This is a genomic window from Pseudomonas sp. KCJK9016 (assembly GCF_046231795.1).
In the GTDB taxonomy this organism is placed as follows: Bacteria; Pseudomonadota; Gammaproteobacteria; order Pseudomonadales; family Pseudomonadaceae; genus Aquipseudomonas; species Aquipseudomonas bananamidigenes.
In genome coordinates this window covers 32,315-49,930 of record NZ_JBJJMM010000027.1, presented here as the reverse complement: position 1 = coordinate 49,930, position 17,616 = coordinate 32,315, and the positions used below count along the sequence as shown (strand labels likewise).

General features: G+C 60.4%; 17 protein-coding genes and 1 tRNA gene. 10 read left to right on the top strand and 8 right to left on the bottom strand.

From position 1 onward, the window contains the following. The first annotated feature begins 50 nt into the window (after positions 1-50). Positions 51-356: a YkgJ family cysteine cluster protein gene (locus ACK6BI_RS22740; protein ID WP_409318817.1), complete on the top strand. Its 306-nt coding sequence runs from the start codon at positions 51-53 to the stop codon at positions 354-356. Positions 357-396: 40 nt separating this feature from the next. Here ACK6BI_RS22740 and ACK6BI_RS22735 read toward each other — a convergent pair whose 3' ends face one another. From ACK6BI_RS22735 to hemA, 6 genes are all read right to left on the bottom strand, one after another. Beyond that, a complete protein-coding gene (locus tag ACK6BI_RS22735) occupies positions 397-915 on the bottom strand; it encodes an acyloxyacyl hydrolase (RefSeq protein ID WP_409318816.1) in 519 nt (172 codons plus the stop codon). Between the two features lie 111 nt (positions 916-1,026). After that, positions 1,027-1,818 (bottom strand): glutamate racemase, encoded by a 792-nt coding sequence (gene murI / locus ACK6BI_RS22730; RefSeq protein WP_409318815.1) that lies wholly within the window; start codon positions 1,816-1,818, stop codon positions 1,027-1,029. Continuing rightward, on the bottom strand, positions 1,811-2,566 hold the full coding sequence (locus tag ACK6BI_RS22725) for a molybdopterin-synthase adenylyltransferase MoeB (protein ID WP_409318814.1): 756 nt from the start codon (positions 2,564-2,566) through the stop codon (positions 1,811-1,813). Before ACK6BI_RS22725 ends, murI begins: the two co-directional genes overlap by 8 nt. Next, positions 2,560-3,390 carry a peptide chain release factor N(5)-glutamine methyltransferase gene (gene prmC, locus ACK6BI_RS22720; RefSeq protein WP_409318813.1) on the bottom strand — a complete coding sequence of 277 codons (831 nt, stop codon included), beginning with the start codon at positions 3,388-3,390 and terminating at the stop codon, positions 2,560-2,562. Before prmC ends, ACK6BI_RS22725 begins: the two co-directional genes overlap by 7 nt. Beyond that, complete coding sequence (prfA, locus tag ACK6BI_RS22715) at positions 3,391-4,473, bottom strand: peptide chain release factor 1 (RefSeq protein WP_409318812.1); 1,083 nt, start codon at positions 4,471-4,473, stop codon at positions 3,391-3,393. Continuing rightward, positions 4,470-5,756 (bottom strand): glutamyl-tRNA reductase, encoded by a 1,287-nt coding sequence (gene hemA, locus ACK6BI_RS22710; RefSeq protein ID WP_260520989.1) that lies wholly within the window; start codon positions 5,754-5,756, stop codon positions 4,470-4,472. The genes prfA and hemA overlap by 4 nt, the downstream gene beginning before the upstream one ends. 182 nt (positions 5,757-5,938) lie before the next feature. On the opposite strand from hemA, the gene ACK6BI_RS22705 reads away from it, so the two are divergent. The 8 genes from ACK6BI_RS22705 (at position 5,939) to ychF (ending at position 12,854) form a co-directional block, all read left to right on the top strand. Continuing rightward, a complete protein-coding gene (locus tag ACK6BI_RS22705) occupies positions 5,939-7,663 on the top strand; it encodes a tetratricopeptide repeat protein (protein WP_409318811.1) in 1,725 nt (574 codons plus the stop codon). A 3-nt stretch (positions 7,664-7,666) separates the two neighbouring features. Then, a complete protein-coding gene (gene lolB / locus ACK6BI_RS22700; protein ID WP_409318810.1) occupies positions 7,667-8,284 on the top strand; it encodes a lipoprotein insertase outer membrane protein LolB in 618 nt (205 codons plus the stop codon). 2 nt (positions 8,285-8,286) lie between these two features. Next, positions 8,287-9,138, top strand: coding sequence for a 4-(cytidine 5'-diphospho)-2-C-methyl-D-erythritol kinase (gene ispE, locus ACK6BI_RS22695; RefSeq protein WP_409318809.1), 852 nt, complete (start codon positions 8,287-8,289; stop codon positions 9,136-9,138). 37 nt (positions 9,139-9,175) lie between these two features. After that, positions 9,176-9,250: transfer RNA gene (locus ACK6BI_RS22690), tRNA-Gln, on the top strand. A gap of 47 nt (positions 9,251-9,297) precedes the next feature. Continuing rightward, complete coding sequence (locus ACK6BI_RS22685; RefSeq protein ID WP_003171603.1) at positions 9,298-10,239, top strand: ribose-phosphate pyrophosphokinase; 942 nt, start codon at positions 9,298-9,300, stop codon at positions 10,237-10,239. Positions 10,240-10,379: 140 nt separating this feature from the next. After that, a complete protein-coding gene (locus ACK6BI_RS22680; RefSeq protein WP_260520993.1) occupies positions 10,380-10,976 on the top strand; it encodes a 50S ribosomal protein L25/general stress protein Ctc in 597 nt (198 codons plus the stop codon). A 170-nt stretch (positions 10,977-11,146) separates the two neighbouring features. After that, a complete protein-coding gene (gene pth, locus ACK6BI_RS22675; protein ID WP_007951726.1) occupies positions 11,147-11,731 on the top strand; it encodes an aminoacyl-tRNA hydrolase in 585 nt (194 codons plus the stop codon). A gap of 22 nt (positions 11,732-11,753) precedes the next feature. Continuing rightward, complete coding sequence (gene ychF, locus ACK6BI_RS22670) at positions 11,754-12,854, top strand: redox-regulated ATPase YchF (protein WP_085584701.1); 1,101 nt, start codon at positions 11,754-11,756, stop codon at positions 12,852-12,854. 63 nt (positions 12,855-12,917) lie between these two features. Here the strand turns inward: ychF and ACK6BI_RS22665 are convergent, their stop codons facing one another. After that, positions 12,918-14,129 carry an MFS transporter gene (locus ACK6BI_RS22665; RefSeq protein WP_409318808.1) on the bottom strand — a complete coding sequence of 404 codons (1,212 nt, stop codon included), beginning with the start codon at positions 14,127-14,129 and terminating at the stop codon, positions 12,918-12,920. A 333-nt stretch (positions 14,130-14,462) separates the two neighbouring features. Here ACK6BI_RS22665 and ACK6BI_RS22660 point away from each other — a divergent pair, with 333 nt between their 5' ends. Beyond that, positions 14,463-16,520 carry a methyl-accepting chemotaxis protein gene (locus ACK6BI_RS22660; RefSeq protein ID WP_409318807.1) on the top strand — a complete coding sequence of 686 codons (2,058 nt, stop codon included), beginning with the start codon at positions 14,463-14,465 and terminating at the stop codon, positions 16,518-16,520. Here the strand turns inward: ACK6BI_RS22660 and ACK6BI_RS22655 are convergent. Continuing rightward, positions 16,513-17,415 (bottom strand): LysR substrate-binding domain-containing protein, encoded by a 903-nt coding sequence (locus ACK6BI_RS22655; RefSeq protein WP_409318806.1) that lies wholly within the window; start codon positions 17,413-17,415, stop codon positions 16,513-16,515. The two genes, ACK6BI_RS22660 and ACK6BI_RS22655, sit on opposite strands and share 8 nt — an antisense overlap. Between the last annotated feature and the right edge of the window lie 201 nt (positions 17,416-17,616).

Sequence of the window (17,616 nt, the reverse complement as noted above, 5' to 3'; positions counted from 1 at the left end):
GTCCGTCAGCGCTTTCACACGTTTGCGAACCACTGCCGTACACTGCGCCCATGAAGACCATTCCCCTCCTGTCGGTCGAAGAGCCCGTCATCACCTGCTCGACTTGCGCAGCCTGCTGTTGCCGGCTCGAAGTCATGCTGATCACCGACACCGGCGTGCCCGAGCGCTATATCGATATCGATGATTGGGGCGGGGAAGTGATGCTGCGCCTGGACGACGGCTGGTGCGCCGCGCTGGATCGCGACACGATGATGTGCACCATCTACGACAAACGCCCGCTGATCTGTCGCGAATTCGAGACGGGCGCGCCGGAGTGCATCGACGAACGCCATGGGATAACAACGGCGTATCGTTGAATACAAAAAAGGAGCGCCTGGCGCTCCTTTTTCATTGGATTTACAACGGCAACGTGTAGTGCAGCGAGTAGCTTTCCACACCGTCGTTGTTGCTGCTCAGACCGGCGTTGGAATAGTGCGTGGCCCGGATTCCGACTTCATGCCCACCGTTGAATCGCAGGCCGAAACCGATGCGGTCTTCAAACTGGAAGGCCCCACCGATATTGTTGTCTTCGTACTGGGTGTTGGAGAACAACGCCACTCCGATCCCTGCTTCGACGTAGGGTTTGACCGACTGACCGGCAAATTCGTAAACAAAAACCGGCGAGAACGAAAGGCTGTTGTTGCTGGAGGTCTTGTCACCTTCCCAGTAAGTGTAGGCACCGCTCCAGTAGCCGGTCAGGCGACCGACATCACTTTGCAGCCAGCTCTTGTCCCAGTCGAAATTCATCCCCAGGCGATAGGTCATCGTTGAATCGCTGGTAGCGCCGACCCCGAATTCGACGCCAGCAGCCTGTGCAGTAAAACTTTGCCCCATCAGTGCAGCCGCAATCGCGGCCAAGCAGAATAGTCGCTTCACGTTGAAACTTCCTTTTCCGGAACGATCGTTTGGTTTTTAGGTAACTCAGCGGTATAGAAATCGGCGCTTAAACAGAAGTTCACCCGATATTCGGGTTATTTCACAATCTTTTTACAAGTGGAAGCGTTGCACATCGCCAAGCGTTTGTCCCAGCAACGGCAGAATGTTTTTCATGGACTGTGGATCGGCACTGGTCCAGAACTTCGCGGGCCGGCTCGGGCCGGCGGCGAGCAACTCCCGCTCGGCCAACAATCGCTGAAGCTGCCTGGCCACGGCGGCGCCCGTATCGATCAGACTGATGTCGTCAGGAAGCATCGTCTTGAGCATCGGCTTCAGAAATGGATAGTGGGTGCAGCCGAGAATGATCGTGTCGCAACCTGCGGCCAACAAAGGCTCGACGTAACGGCGCAGCAGCTGTTGCAGCGCGATGCTGTGCAGGTCACCGCTTTCGATCAGTTCCACAAGCCCGGGGCACGGCTGGGTGACGACCCGGATATCGGTGGCGAACCGATCGAGCAACGCCGCGAATTTCGCACTCTGCAGGGTGCCGGTGGTGGCGAGCACGCCGACCACGCCACTGCGCGTCGCTGCGGCAGCCGGCTTGACTGCCGGCTCCATGCCGACAATCGGCCAATCGGGGAAATCACGCCGCAGGTCGGCGACGCCGGCCACGGTCGCGGTATTGCAGGCGATCACCAGCGCCTTGGCGCCCTGCTCGCGGAAAAAACCGGCCATCACATTGCAGCGCTGGCGGATGAACTCCGGAGACTTCTCGCCATAGGGAATGTGCCCGCAATCGCCGAGATAGAGCAGCGATTCATTGGGCAGCAGCCGCTGGATTTCCGCCAGCACCGACAGACCGCCGACGCCGGAATCGAAAACGGCGATCGGCGCTTCACGCATGCGGCTTGCCACAGACGCTGCATCCCGGATCACGCTTGACCCGCAACTCACGAAAGCGCGAGCCCAGTGCATCGATCAACAACAGGCGGCCCACCAGAGGCTCGCCGAACCCCGCCAGCAGCTTCAAGGCTTCCAGCGCTTGCAGGCTGCCGACCAGGCCGACCAGCGGCCCGACCACGCCGGCCTCGCTGCAGGTCAGTTCGGCTTCGCTGCCGTGGCCGTACAGACAGTGGTAGCACGGGCTCTCGGCCCGACGCGGGTCGAACACCGACAGTTGTCCTTCAAGACGGATCGCCGCGCCGCTGACCAACGGTTTGCCCGCGGCTACACACGCGGCGTTGACCGCTTCGCGGGTGGAGAAGTTGTCCGAGCAGTCGAGCACCAGATCCACCGCCGCCACGGCGGCGGCGAGAGAGTCCTCGTCCAGCGCCTGACGGTGGGGCACCAGTCGAATGTCAGGATTGATTGCGCCCAGACGCTTGAGCGCCGAGTCGACCTTGGTCATGCCGACAGTATCGGTGTCGTGAATGATCTGGCGTTGCAGGTTGGTCAGATCGACCGTATCGAAATCCGCCAGATGCAGCTCGCCCACACCCGCCGCTGCCAGATACAAGGCAACCGGAGCGCCGAGCCCACCGAGGCCGACGATCAGCACGCGGCTGTCCTTGAGCTTCAACTGGCCATCGATGTCGATGTGTTGCAGCAAAATCTGCCGACTGTAGCGCAACAATTCCTGATCATTCAGCACGGCAAGCGCCCCAGGCTGATCCGTTGATGACCGCCCAGATCGGTGCGGCTGTGGACTTCTTCGAAACCTTGCGTCAGCAGCAGATCGCGCACGGCTTCGGCTTGATCATAGCCGTGTTCGAGCATCAGCCAGCCACCGGCCTCCAGATGGGCCGGCGCCTGAGCGATGATCAGGCGTATATCGTCGAGCCCGTCGATACCGGCCACCAAGGCGCTTTCCGGTTCGAAACGCACATCGCCTTCGACCAGGTGCGGGTCGGCGGCACGGATATACGGCGGGTTGCTGATGATCAGCTCGAAACGCTTGCCTTCGAGGGCGCTGAACCAGTGACTGCTGAGCACTTTGGCGTTGTTCAAGTGCAGACGTTGACGGTTGCGCTCGGCCAGGGCCACGGCTTCCAGTACGCGATCCACCGCGGTGACGTTCCATGCCGGACGCTCACTGGCCAGGGCCAGGGCAATCGCCCCGCTGCCGGTGCCCAGATCAAGTACCCTGGCCGCAGTCGCCGGCAGCAGTTCCAGTGCGGCCTCCACCAGCAATTCGGTGTCCGGGCGCGGAATCAACGTGTGCGGCGCGACTTCCAGATCGAGCTTCCAGAAACCCTGCTGGCCGAGAATATAGGCCACCGGCTCGCCACTGCGACGACGCTGCAGGTATTCGGCGAAGACCAACACGGCTTCGCTCGGCACGATGCGTTCGGGCCAGGTGTGGAGAAAGCTGCGGGGTTTGCCCAGCGCCGCGGCGAGAAGCAGTTCGGCATCCAGGCGCGCAGTGGGCGAGTCCGGCAGTTCGGCGGCGCGCAACAGGCTGGCGATGATGGTCATTTACTCACCTATCGCTGCCAGTTGGTCGGCCTGGTATTCGGCCAGCAACGGCTCGATCACTGCTTCGACGCCGCCTGCGAGGATTTCGTCCAGGGAATACAGGGTCAGGTTGACGCGGTGGTCGGTGACCCGGCCCTGGGCGAAGTTGTAAGTACGAATACGCTCGGAGCGGTCACCGGAACCCACCAGCAATTTACGCTCGCTGGCGATGGCGCTCGCCGCTGCTGCGGTCTGCTGGTCGTTGAGCTTGGCCGACAGCCAGGCCATCGCCCGTGCACGGTTCTTGTGCTGGGAACGCTCTTCCTGGCACTCGACCACGATGCCGGTCGGCAAGTGAGTGATACGGATCGCCGAGTCGGTCTTGTTGACGTGCTGACCACCGGCCCCGGAGGAGCGATAAGTATCGACGCGCAAGTCCGCCGGGTTGATCTCGATCGCTTCCTGCTCGTCCGGCTCCGGCAACACGGCCACGGTGCAGGCCGAGGTGTGAATTCGGCCCTGGGATTCGGTGGCGGGCACGCGCTGTACGCGGTGGGCGCCGGACTCGAACTTCAGCTTGCCGTAGACGTTGTCGCCCTCGACCCGGGCGATGACCTCTTTATAGCCGCCGTGCTCGCCTTCGTTTTCCGAAAGGATTTCCACCCGCCAGCCGCGTTTTTCGGCATAGCGCGAGTACATGCGGAACAGGTCGCCGGAGAAGATTGCCGCCTCGTCGCCACCGGTGCCGGCGCGGATTTCGAGGAACACGTTGCGTCCGTCGTTGGGATCCTTGGGCAGCAGCATGCGCTGCAACGTGGCTTCCAGTTCGATGAGTTGCTCTTTGGTTTCGCGGACTTCTTCCACGGCCATTTCGCGCATGTCCGGGTCGCCGTCCTTGAGCAGCGCCTGGGCGCCCTCCAGATCGGCCTGTGCCTTGAGCAGCTGTTTATAGGTTTCGACAACCGGCTCGACTTCGGCGTACTCCTTGGAATAGGCGCGGAATTTGGTCTGGTCGGAAATGACTTCGGCGTCGCCAAGCAGCGCCGTCAGTTCCTCGAAACGGTCCTGGAGGATATCCAGCTTATTGAGCAGTGACGCTTTCATTGCGGTTTTTTATCCGAAAAGCTGTCCGGTGAGCCCTCAAGGGCAAAGAGTTCCTGGGCCATGGCCAGCGCATCGAGGCGGCCTTCGGCAGAAAGCTTTTTCAACTGTACGCTCGGTGCGTGCAGGAGTTTATTGGTCAGGCCACGGGCCAACTGGCTCAGCACATCTTCGGCATTGCCGCCGTTGGCCAGCAGACGCAGGGCCTTTTGCAGCTCTTCGTCACGCAGGCGCTCGCTCTGCTGACGATAGGCCTTGAGCACATCGACGGCGGCCAGTTCGCGCAGACGCACCATGAAATCGTCGGCACCGACCGAAACCATTTCTTCGGCGGCCTGGGCAGCCCCCTGACGGCTCTTGAGGTTCTCGGCGACCACTTCGTGCAGATCGTCGACGCTGTAGAGGTAAACGTCGTCGAGCTCGCCGACTTCCGGTTCGATGTCCCGGGGAACGGCAATGTCGACCATGAAGATCGGTTTGTGCTTGCGCTGCTTGAGTGCGCTTTCCACGGCGCCCTTGCCCAGGATCGGCAACTGACTGGCGGTGGAACTGATGACGATATCACTGCGTACCAGTTCAGCCGGGATATCCGACAGCAGCACCGCGTGGGCACCGAACTGCTCGGCCAGCAGGCTGGCGCGCTCCAGCGTGCGGTTGGCCACCACGATCCGCTTGACCCCCAGCTCGTGCAGATGACGGGCGACCAGGGTGATGGTCTCGCCGGCACCGATCAGCAGCGCCTGGCTGCGTTGCAGGTCGCTGAAAATCTGTTTGGCCAGGCTGACGGCGGCAAACGCCACGGACACCGGGTTTTCGCCAATGGCAGTGTCGGTGCGTACCTGCTTGGCGGCGTTGAAAGTTGCCTGAAACAAACGCCCGAGCAGCGGTCCGATGGTGCCGGCCTCCCGGGCCACGGCATAGGCCGATTTCATCTGGCCGAGAATCTGCGGTTCGCCCAGCACCAGCGAATCGAGCCCGGAGGCGACGCGCATCATGTGACGAACTGCCGCATCATCTTCATGCACATAAGCGCTCGCGCGCAGCTCTTCGAAGCTTAAATGGTGATAGTCGGCCAGCCAGCGCAGCACGATATCGGCCGAAAGCTGATCCTGTTCTATATACAGTTCACTGCGATTGCAGGTGGAAAGGATCGCAGCTTCGCGGCTGTCGGTGAGTCGGCAGAGCTGCTGCAGGGCCTCCACCAGCTGCTCAGGAGTAAAGGCCACGCGCTCGCGGACGTCTACGGAAGCAGTCTTGTGGTTGATACCGAGTGCAAGGAAGGCCATTCAAAGTCGCTGATGGTGACGTGAAGCCGGCAATTGTCCTACTTCGTCAGATTCAGAACAACTACCGCTGACTATTGTCCCAATTGTCGGCCCCTATAATGGCCACAATCGAGACTCGGTTATGTTTGGCCGAAGGCTTGTGTCATGATGATCCGACCGCAGGTTAGTCGTCCTCTTCCTATATGAATAGATCTTCCGCGTTGCTCCTTGCTTTTGTCTTCCTCAGCGGCTGCCAGGCCTTGGCCCCCGTTTCGCACGATGGCACCCCATCGGTCGAAGACACCACGCCAGCCCCTGAAAAGCCCAAGGTTTACAGCTCGTTCAGCGAGGAAACCGTATTCAGCCTGCTGAGTGCCGAACTCGCCGGCCAGCGCAATCGTTTCGACATCGCCTTGGACAACTACGTGACCCAGGCCATCAACACCCAGGACCCGGGCGTTTCCGAACGTGCATTCCGTATCGCCGAATACCTGGGCGCAGATCAGCCGGCCCTCGATACCGCGCTGATCTGGGCGAAAAACGCTCCCGACGACCTCGAAGCGCAACGCGCCGCCGCCGTGCAACTGGCACGCGCCGGGCGCTATGACGACTCGATGGTCTACATGGAGAAGGTCCTGCAGGGCAAGGGCGACACCCATTTCGACTTCCTCGCACTGTCGGCCGCCGACACCGATCAGGACACCCGCAACGGCCTGATGAAAAGTTTCGACCGTTTGTTGCAGCGTCACCCGCACAACAATCAGCTGATTTTCGGCAAGGCCCTGCTGATGCAGCAGGACGGTGACCTCAAGGGTGCGCTGACCCTGCTTGAGGACAATCCGCCGGACGACGGCGAAATTGCCCCGATCCTGCTGCGCGCGCGCCTGTTGCAAGGGTTGAACCGCGGCGGCGAAGCCCTGCCACTGCTGCAAAAGAACATCAGGAAGTATCCGGAAGACAAACGCCTGCGCTTGACTTACGCGCGGATGCTGGTGGAACAGGACCGGATGGACGACGCCAAGGTCGAGTTCTCCACCCTGGTCCAGCAATACCCGGAAGACGACGAACTGCGTTATTCGCTGGCGCTGGTCTGCCTGGAAGCCAAGGCCTGGGAAGAGGCCAAGGGTTACCTGGAAGACCTGATCGCCCGGGAAAGCCACGTCGACTCGGCCCACTTGAACCTGGGTCGCATCGCCGAAGAACGCAACGACCCGCAGGGCGCACTGATCGAGTACGCCCAGGTCGGACCGGGCAACGACTATCTGCCGGCGCAACTGCGTCAGGCCGACATCCTGATGAACAACGGCAAGACCGCCGAAGCCCAGAGCAAGCTGGCCGCCGAACGCGATGCGCAACCGGACTACGCCATCCAGTTGTACCTGATCGAAGCCGAGACCCTGTCCGCCAACAATCAGGGCGACAAAGCCTGGAAAACCCTGCAACAGGCGTTGCTGCAGTACCCGGACGACCTGAATCTGCTATACACCCGAGCCATGCAGGCGGAAAAACGCAATGACCTGGCGCAAATGGAAAAAGACCTGCGCCTGATCATCAAGCGCGATCCGGACAATGCCATGGCGCTCAATGCCTTGGGCTACACGCTGTCGGATCGCACCACCCGCTACGCCGAGGCCAAGGCACTGATCGAGCAGGCGCACCAGATCAACCCGGAAGACCCGGCAGTACTCGACAGTCTCGGCTGGGTGAATTTCCGCATGGGCAACCTGGATGACGCCGAGAAGTATCTGCGCCAGGCGCTGGAGCGTTTCCCCGATCACGAAGTCGCCGCTCACTTGGGCGAAGTCCTGTGGGCCAAGGGTAATCAACGCGAAGCAAAACAAATCTGGGGCAAGTTCCTCAAGGACCAGCCCGACAGCACCATCCTGCGCAGCACCATCAAGCGCCTGACCGGATCCGAGACTCTTTAACTCATGTTTTTGCGCCACGTCATCGTTTTCAGCCTCATCGCCCTGCTCGCCGGTTGCGCGGGCTTCGGCGCCCGCGAGTCCGTCGAGGGGCATGGCAGCCCTGCACAATGGGCCGCGAACAAACAACAACTGAGCGGCCTCGACGGCTGGCAGATCGACGGCAAGATCGGCATCCGCGCCCCGAAAGATTCTGGCAGTGGCACGCTGTTCTGGCTTCAACGCCAGGATTACTACGATATTCGCCTGTCCGGCCCGCTGGGTCGCGGCGCGGCGCGGTTGACCGGTCGCCCGGGCAAGGTTTCGCTGGAAGTCGCCAATCAGGGCCGCTATGACGCGCAGTCTCCGGAAGCGCTGCTGGAAGAACAGCTCGGCTGGAAACTGCCGGTGTCGAATCTGTCCTGGTGGGTTCGCGGCCTGCCGGCTCCGGCCAGCAAGAGCCGTCTGACGCTCGATGCCGACAGTCGCCTGGCCAGCCTGGATCAGGACGGCTGGCAGGTCGAATACCTCAGTTATGCACAGCAGGACGGTTACTGGCTGCCCGAGCGCATCAAACTGCACGGCACCGACCTGGATGTGACTCTGGTCATCAAGACCTGGCAACCACGCAAGCTGGGGCAATAAGCATGACCGCTCCACGCCTGACCCTTCCTTCACCCGCCAAACTCAACCTGATGCTGCATATTCTGGGTCGCCGTGAAGACGGCTATCACGAATTGCAGACGATTTTTCAGTTTCTCGATTACGGCGACGAAATCACCTTCGCCGTTCGCGACGATGGCGTGATCCGCCTGCACACCGAATTCGACGGCGTCCCCCACGACAGCAACCTGATCGTGCGCGCGGCGAAAAAACTGCAGGAACAATCCGGCTGCACCCTCGGCATCGACATCTGGATCGACAAGATCCTGCCGATGGGCGGTGGCATCGGCGGCGGCAGCTCGAATGCGGCGACCACCCTCCTCGGCCTCAATCATTTGTGGCAACTGGGCTGGGACGACGATCGGCTGGCAACGCTGGGCCTGAGCCTGGGTGCGGATGTCCCGGTCTTCGTGCGTGGGCACGCCGCTTTCGCCGAAGGTGTGGGCGAGAAACTGACTCCGGTCGAACCCGCCGAGCCGTGGTATGTCGTGCTCGTGCCGCAAGTCTCTGTTAGTACGGCAGAAATTTTTTCAGATCCATTGTTGACACGTAACACGCCGCCCATTAAAGTGCGCCCCGTTCCCGAGGGAAACAGTCGAAATGACTGCTTGCCGGTGGTTTCAAGGCGTTATCCAGAAGTACGTAACGCATTGAATTTGCTAGGTAATTTTACCGAAGCAAAACTTACCGGAACTGGAAGTTGTGTGTTTGGGGGCTTCCCAAGCAAAGCTGAAGCTGATAAAGTCTCGGCCCTTCTGACAGAGACCCTTACAGGGTTTGTAGCGAAAGGAAGCAACGTTTCGATGTTGCATCGCAAGCTGCAAAGTCTGCTCTAACGGAATCAAGTGCGCGGCACTTGCAAGCAACAGATACAGGGGCGTCGCCAAGCGGTAAGGCAGCAGGTTTTGATCCTGCCATGCGTTGGTTCGAATCCAGCCGCCCCTGCCATTTTCCTATACTCATCCAGGTATACCCTCAGCCTTCAGGTACTGCGCGTGTCCAAGATGATGGTCTTTACGGGGAACGCTAACCCCGATCTGGCTCGGCGTGTCGTACGTCAGCTGCATATCCCTCTCGGTGACATTTCTGTCGGTAAATTCTCCGACGGCGAAATTACTGCCGAGATCAATGAAAACGTTCGTGGTAAAGACGTCTTCATTATTCAGCCGACTTGCGCTCCGACCAACGATAACCTGATGGAACTGGTAGTGATGGCTGACGCCTTCCGCCGCTCCTCGGCTACTCGTATCACTGCTGTTATTCCTTATTTTGGTTATGCCCGTCAGGATCGCCGTCCGCGTTCCGCACGTGTGGCCATCAGCGCGAAAGTCGTCGCTGACATGCTCACCGTAGTCGGCATCGACCGTGTCCTCACGGTTGATCTGCATGCTGACCAGATTCAGGGTTTCTTCGATATTCCGGTAGATAACATCTACGGCTCCCCGGTTCTGGTGGATGACATCGAAGATCAGCGCTTCGAGAACCTGATGATCGTGTCTCCGGACATTGGTGGCGTCGTGCGTGCACGTGCCGTTGCCAAGTCTCTGGGCGTGGATCTCGGGATCATCGACAAACGCCGTGAGAAAGCCAATCACTCTGAAGTGATGCATATCATCGGTGACGTCGAAGGGCGTACCTGCATCCTGGTTGATGACATGGTCGATACCGCCGGCACCCTGTGCCACGCGGCCAAGGCCCTGAAAGAGCATGGCGCAGCCAAGGTCTTCGCCTACTGCACACATCCTGTGCTGTCGGGCCGGGCCATCGAGAATATCGAAAATTCCGTGCTGGACGAGCTGGTGGTCACCAACACCATCCCGCTGTCCGCCGCAGCACAAGCCTGTGCACGTATCCGTCAACTGGATATCGCACCGGTTGTTGCCGAAGCGGTTCGCCGCATCAGCAATGAAGAATCGATCAGCGCGATGTTCCGTTAAGGGCCCTGCCCTTCTCGAAATGTCTCGTTGACGAAAAGCGCCCCGCCCCAACACACATGTTGGGGCGGGGCTTTTTTGCCCGTGCCGCTTTGACGTCGGTCGCAGACGTCACCCGAACACGGCTATTTTGGAGATACAAAATGACTGATTTCATCCTGAACGCCCAAGCGCGTACTGACCTGGGGAAAGGTGCGAGCCGCCGCCTGCGTCACGCCGCCAGCATCCCTGCCGTTGTTTACGGTGGTGACAAGCCTGCTCAATCCCTGACCATCGTGGCCAAGGAAATCGCCAAGCTGTTCGAAAACGAAGCTGCCTTCAGCCACGTTATCGAACTGAACGTCGACGGCACCAAGCAAAACGTCATTGTCAAAGCCATGCAGCGTCACCCGGCCAAGCAGTTCATCATGCACGCCGACTTCGTACGCGTTGTTGCCGGCAAGAAACTGACCGCTACCGTACCGGTTCACTTCATCAACGAAGAAGCTCCGGTCAAGAAAGGCGGCGAAATCTCTCACGTCGTGAACGAGATCGAAGTTTCCTGCGAAGCCAAGGATCTGCCTGAGTTCATCGAAGTCGACCTGGCCAAGGCCGAAGTCGGTTCGATCATTCACCTGTCGGACCTGAAAGCGCCTAAAGGCGTTGAATTCGTTGCTCTGGCACACGGCGATGACAAGGCTGTTGCCAACGTCCACGCTCCACGTGTTGCTCCAGAAGCTGCTGAAGGCGCTGCAGAGTAATCACTCTGTAAAGCCGGAGTGAACAGGTAACATCGCGGACTGGTACGTAGCGAGAAAGCGGGCGGGAACGCGGAGTTTACATCCATGGTAAATGAGCTTTTTTCGTCCGTTTTCGCCGCCCTCCCGGATTGCGGCGATGTTATCCACCACTCCAAGGAAGGGCCCCTATCGTGACTGCCATCAAACTGATCGTTGGCCTGGGAAATCCGGGCGCCGAATACGAACAGACCCGGCATAACGCAGGGGCCCTTTTTGTTGAGCGCATCGCCCACGCACAGAACGTGAATCTCGTGGCTGATCGCAAGTATTTCGGCCTGACCGGGCGTTTTTCGCACCAGGGTCAGGATGTTCGTCTGCTGATTCCCACCACCTACATGAACCGCAGCGGCCAGGCCGTGGCGGCACTCGCCGGTTTCTTCCGCATCAAGCCCGAAGAAATCCTGGTGGCACACGACGAACTCGATCTGCCTCCCGGCGTCGCCAAACTCAAGGTGGGCGGCGGCCATGGCGGTCACAACGGGTTGCGCGACATCATTGCGCAATTGGGCAATCAGAATACGTTCCATCGCCTGCGGCTCGGCATCGGCCACCCGGGCGTGGCCAGTATGGTTTCAAATTTCGTCCTGGGTCGCGCGCCACGCGCCGAACAGGAAAAACTCGATGCCAGCATCGACTTTGCCCTCGGCGTGCTGCCGGATATCCTCGCCGGTGAATGGAACCGCGCGATGAAAAACCTGCACAGCCAGAAGGCCTGACTCCAATCCAAGGGGAAACACCATGGGATTCAATTGCGGCATCGTCGGCCTGCCTAACGTCGGCAAGTCCACCCTGTTCAACGCCTTGACCAAATCCGGTATTGCGGCCGAGAACTTCCCCTTCTGCACCATCGAACCGAACAGCGGTATCGTGCCGATGCCGGATCCGCGCCTGAACGCCCTGGCGGAAATCGTCAATCCGAAGCGCATCCTGCCGACCACCATGGAATTCGTCGACATTGCGGGCCTGGTGGCCGGCGCCTCGAAAGGTGAAGGCCTGGGCAACAAGTTCCTGGCCAACATCCGCGAAACCGATGCCATCGCTCACGTCGTGCGCTGCTTCGAAGACGAGAACGTGATCCACGTTTCCAACAGCGTCGACCCGAAGCGCGACATCGAAATCATCGACCTGGAACTGATCTTCGCCGACCTCGACAGCTGCGAGAAGCAACTGCAGAAAGTCGCACGCAACGCCAAGGGCGGCGACAAGGACGCGGTGGCCCAGAAGGCCCTGCTGGAACAATTGATCCCGCACTTCACCGAAGGCAAGCCTGCGCGCAGCCTGATGAAGAACATGAGCGCCGAAGAAAAGGCGATCATCAAGGGCTTCCACCTGCTGACCACCAAACCGGTCATGTACATCGCCAACGTTGCCGAAGACGGTTTCGAGAACAACCCGCACCTGGACGTGGTCAAGGCCATCGCCGAAGAAGAAGGCGCCGTGGTGGTTCCGGTGTGCAACAAGATCGAAGCGGAAATCGCCGAGCTGGACGACGGTGAAGAGAAGGACATGTTCCTCGAGGCCCTGGGCCTGGAAGAGCCTGGCCTGAACCGCGTGATCCGCGCCGGCTACGAAATGCTGCACTTGCAGACTTACTTCACCGCCGGTGTCGAAGAAGTCCGCGCCTGGACCGTGCGCGTGGGTGCCACTGCACCGCAAGCCGCCGGCGTGATCCACACCGACTTCGAAAAAGGCTTCATCCGCGCCGAAGTGATCGCCTACAACGACTTCATCCAGTACAAGGGCGAAGCAGGCACCAAGGAAGCCGGTAAATGGCGCCTGGAAGGCAAGGACTACATCGTCAAGGACGGCGACGTGATGCACTTCCGCTTCAACGTGTAAAAGCTGCAGCCAGAAAAAAGCCGCGTTCGATACGCGGCTTTTTCATGTCTGAAATTCAGCCCGTCAGGCCTTTTTGGTGCTTGGCAGGAAGATCGCCAACACCCCGAACAACGGCAGGAACGAGCACAGCAAGTACACGTACTCGATACCGTAAATGTCCGCGAAATGCCCCAGCAACGCCGCGCCAATCCCGCCAAAGCCGAACATCAGCCCGAAGAACACCCCGGCAATCATCCCGACATTGCCCGGCACCAGTTCCTGCGCGTACACCACGATCGCCGAAAACGCCGAGGCCAGGATGAAACCGATCACCACGCTCAGAACACTGGTCCAGAACAGGTCGACATGGGGCATCAGCAGCGTGAACGGTGCCACGCCGAGAATCGAGAACCAGATCACCGCCTTGCGGCCGATCCTGTCCCCAATCGGCCCGCCGAAGAACGTGCCCGCCGCCACCGCACCGAGGAACAGGAACAGATGCAGCTGGGAGCTTGCCACCGACAGGTCGAACTTCTCGATCAGGTAGAACGTGAAGTAGCTGGTCAGACTGGCCATGTAGAAATACTTGGAGAACACCAGCAACCCGAGCACTACCAATGCACTGACCACCCTGCCCTTTGACAACCCGTGCGTGGCCGCCTGACCGGCCTTGAGCTTGAACAGATTCAAGTGATTGGCGTACCAGCGGCTGATGCGGTACAGCACGAACAGCGCAAACACCGCGAACAACCCGAACCACGCCACGTTGCCCTGCCCGAATGGAATGATGATCGCTGCCGCCAGCAACGGGCCAAATGCCGAGCCGGCGTTACCGCCGACCTGGAAGGTCGATTGCGCCAGTCCGAAACGTCCACCGGAGGCCAGCCGTGCAATACGAGAGGCTTCCGGGTGGAAGGTCGAAGAACCGATGCCGATCAATGCAGCGGCAAGCAGGATCAAGGGAAAGCTGCCCACCACCGACATCATCACGATGCCGATCAGCGTACACACCGAACCGGCCGGCAGCAGCCAGGCTTTCGGATGGCGGTCGGTGTGGTAACCAACCCATGGTTGCAACAGTGATGCGGTCAGTTGAAAGGTCAGAGTGATCAGACCGACCTGAGTAAAGCTCAAGCCATAGTTGGCCTTGAGCATCGGATAAATCGACGGCAGCACCGACTGGATCAGGTCGTTGATCAAGTGCGCCAGCGCCACCGCGCCGATGATGCGCATCACCAGAGGACTGCTTTGGGGAGGAGCCGGCGTTGCGGCGGTCTGAACGTTGCTGATAGCCATGGGAATTTCCGTACAGCAGGTGGGTGCACACGGGCAGGTGCGTCAATGTGCCATTTTTCGGTGCGCCCGCGCCATCCCCTTAGCCAGCTAACGAACTGTTCATTCACTGCGACGCAAGTGATAGCGCAAAGCCATGGTCTGATTCTTGCCTTGCCTCTCTGCTTGAACGCGGTCCCCTTACAAAGGGGATCGAGAATGGGAAGTTTTGCTACAGAGCCTGCCCACAGAGCGGGCGAGAGTGGACTTTCGAAGCCTTTTAGCAGGGCACTGATCGCGCTCGCGACGAGTGCGATGCACGCCGATAGTGCGTGGTGTCCAGAGGAGTCATGGGGTATGCAGGCTTTCTTGTCACCGGGGATCAAATTGCTGGGGCGGTTTGGCTTCGCGCGTAAATTCCAGTTGTTGTTCCTGTTGTTCATTCTGCCTCTGACCGGCAGCCTGTTGATGATCGGCCAGGACTATCGTGACAGGCTGAGCCTGATTTCCGGCGAACGTGCCGGTGTGCGACAACTGCTGGCCCTCGATGCGCTCGACAACCTGCTCGCCGCTCAGCGCGACCGCGCCGCCCGCTGGCGTGCCACGGAAACCAACCGCCAACCGACGCCCGCGACCCTCGCCGCCATGGCTGCATTCGATGGCGTGCAACCTGCCGTCGCGCAGGCCACGCTGGATCTGGGCAACGCCTTGCACGCCGAAGGTGCGGAAGGTGAAACCCTGGCTCGTTACCAGACCCTGCAAACCGCGCTCGGCGGACTGGACTCAAAGAGTCTGGGAGGGATCGGCTGGTGGCCGGACGGTTACGATCGCTTTACCAATGCTCTTGGCGCCCTGCAGGCATTGCGCGAACAGATCGCGATGGACAATCGCCTGATCCTCGCACCGTGGCTGGAGACTTATTTGCTGACACAGATTTCCACTCAACATGCACCGGACCTGATCGAACGGGTCGGTCGGCTGGCGGCGGTCGGTCAGGCATCCGTGGTATCCGGCCAGTTCACCTTGCAAAGCCGTCTGCAACTGCGTGATCTGCGCAGCCGCATCGGCGATGCCCGGGAACAACTGGTGAAAACGGCAAGCCTGCTTGAAACGCGACTGCCAGACGCGCTGCAAGGCTGGGCCGGACAATATCACGACAGCCTCAAGCAACTGGATGCCGGTCTGAAAGTACTGGATGACGGCATGTTCGGCGGCAGCATTACGCTCAAACCGGAAGATTTCGAGCGCAACCTGGACACCCTGCTTGGCAACCTTGCCTCGCTGCGCCAGCAATCGCTGGTGGCGCTGGACCAGCGCCTGGATGATTACCATGGCTCGGCGATCCGTCAGTTCATTGTGGTCGCGGCGATCTTCGGATGCCTGTTGCTCGCGGCACTGTATCTGTTCGTCTGCCTGCAAGCCTCGATCCGCCGCAGCGCCAGCGGCATCACGCTGCTCGCCGAAGCGCTGCGTGACGGCAATCTGAGCCTGCAGGTGCCCGTCACGGGGCGTGATGAACTGGCCTCGATCAGCACCGCGCTCAACGTGGCCGTGGTGCAATTGCGCACCAGCCTGCTGGGCGTCGATCACGAAACCTCGCAACTGAGCAACGCGGTGCGCAGCCTTAACGATCACTCCAGTGGCGCGCTCAGCGAAGTCGAAGCGCAGCAATTGCAGATCAGCCAGATCGCCGCTGCAGCCACGCAACTGGCGGCCACCTCCCAGGGTGTGGCGCAAAGTTGCGAACAAGCCTCCGGCAGCGCTCAGCAGACCCGAAGCATCGCCGCCGACAGCAGCCGCGACAGCCAACGCACCACGGCGAGCATTCAACAGCTCAATCAGCGGCTGAACGAAACGGCCGCAGCGCTGGGCCGGGTCAGCGAGCAAGGGCAGCAGATTCAACTGGTGGTCGATACCATTCGCGGCGTCGCCGAGCAGACCAACCTGCTGGCACTGAACGCTGCCATCGAGGCTGCCCGTGCCGGCGAACAGGGGCGGGGTTTTGCCGTGGTGGCCGACGAGGTGCGCAGCCTGTCGCAACGCACGCAATCGTCCACCGCGCAGATCGCCGGTACGGTCGACAGTCTGCGCAATACGGTCAACGAAGCGGTGAGCCTGATGGAGGCCGCCTGCGGCCAGGCACAATCGGATGCCGAAGCCGTGACGGGACTGGGTGAGCGACTGGCGGAAATCGCCAGCGCCGTGCAGAGCGTCACCGATACCCTCGCGCAAATCGCCACCGCCGTCGAAGAACAGGCGAGCACCGCCGATGAGGTCAGCGGCAATATCCAGCAGGTCGATCAGGCCGCGGTTCGCCTGCTCGAAGGTGCACGGGCGGTGAACCTCGCCGCAGACACCTTGAGCCAGGGCAGCCGGGCCTTGAGCGATAACACCGCTCGCTTCCGGCTCAGTTGATCAGCGCTTCGGGAAAATCCTTCTCCAGTTCGGATTTGAGCCACTGAACGAACCACGCCGCATCCGCCGACAACTCGGCGGACGGCGTCAACACCCGATAGCTTTCCAGCTTCACCTGAGCCTCCACGGCGCGCACCAGTTTGCCGGACTTGAGTTCTTCGCGAACCAGCACCTCGTTGGCCAACGCGATACCCTGCCCGCTCTCGGCCACCGACAGCGCGTGATCGTTGTTGACATAGAGCAGGTCGGAATTGAGGTGAATATCCAGGTCATGGGCGGCGAACCACAGGTTCCACCACTCACCGTCATCGACATGGATCAACGTGTGCCGGACCAGATCGGCCGGGCCGGCAAGCGGCTCGATACTCGCCAGGTATTGCGGGGTGCAAATCGGAAACACCCGCGGGCAGATCAGCGCTTCACGGGAATCGGCGTACTGCCCGTCGAGGCCGTAGACAATCCCGAGATCGGCGTTCTTGCCATCCACTTCGGTGAAGGTCGAGTTCGGTTCGATGGCGAATTTCAGCCCCGGCCGCAGATGCCGCATGGCCTCGATGCGCGGCATCAGCCAGCGCTTGGCGAAACCCGGCACCACCATGATCCGCAGCCAGCGCTCGGCCTCTTTGGGGCGCGCCTCCTTGCCGGCCTCGATGATCAACTGCAGGGCTGCGGCGATCTTGCGGTGGTACTTCTCACCGGCGGGCGTCAGGTTGACCCCGCGCGACGTGCGTTCGAACAGTTGAATACCCAGCCAGTCCTCCAGCAGCTTCACGTGCCGGCCAATCGCCGGCTGAGTCACGTGCAAGGCTTTCGAGGCCTCGACATAACTGCCCAGGCGGGCGGCGGCATCGAATGCGCGCACCGCATTGAGTGGCGGCAAGCGGTGGTCGGGCATGTTCCTGGCACCTGTCGGTATTAAATTAACTAACACCTGCCATGTTTAAATTGAAGTTTCGCCCCGCGCAACCCCTCGCCGATAATCGAGCCACAGCAGAACAATAAAACAGCTGGTTTCACCCCGAACGCAATCTCGATCCTGCCCAGAAAAATAATATCCATGGCCCGACCGATACGCTGATTCACAGCGCAATCGCCG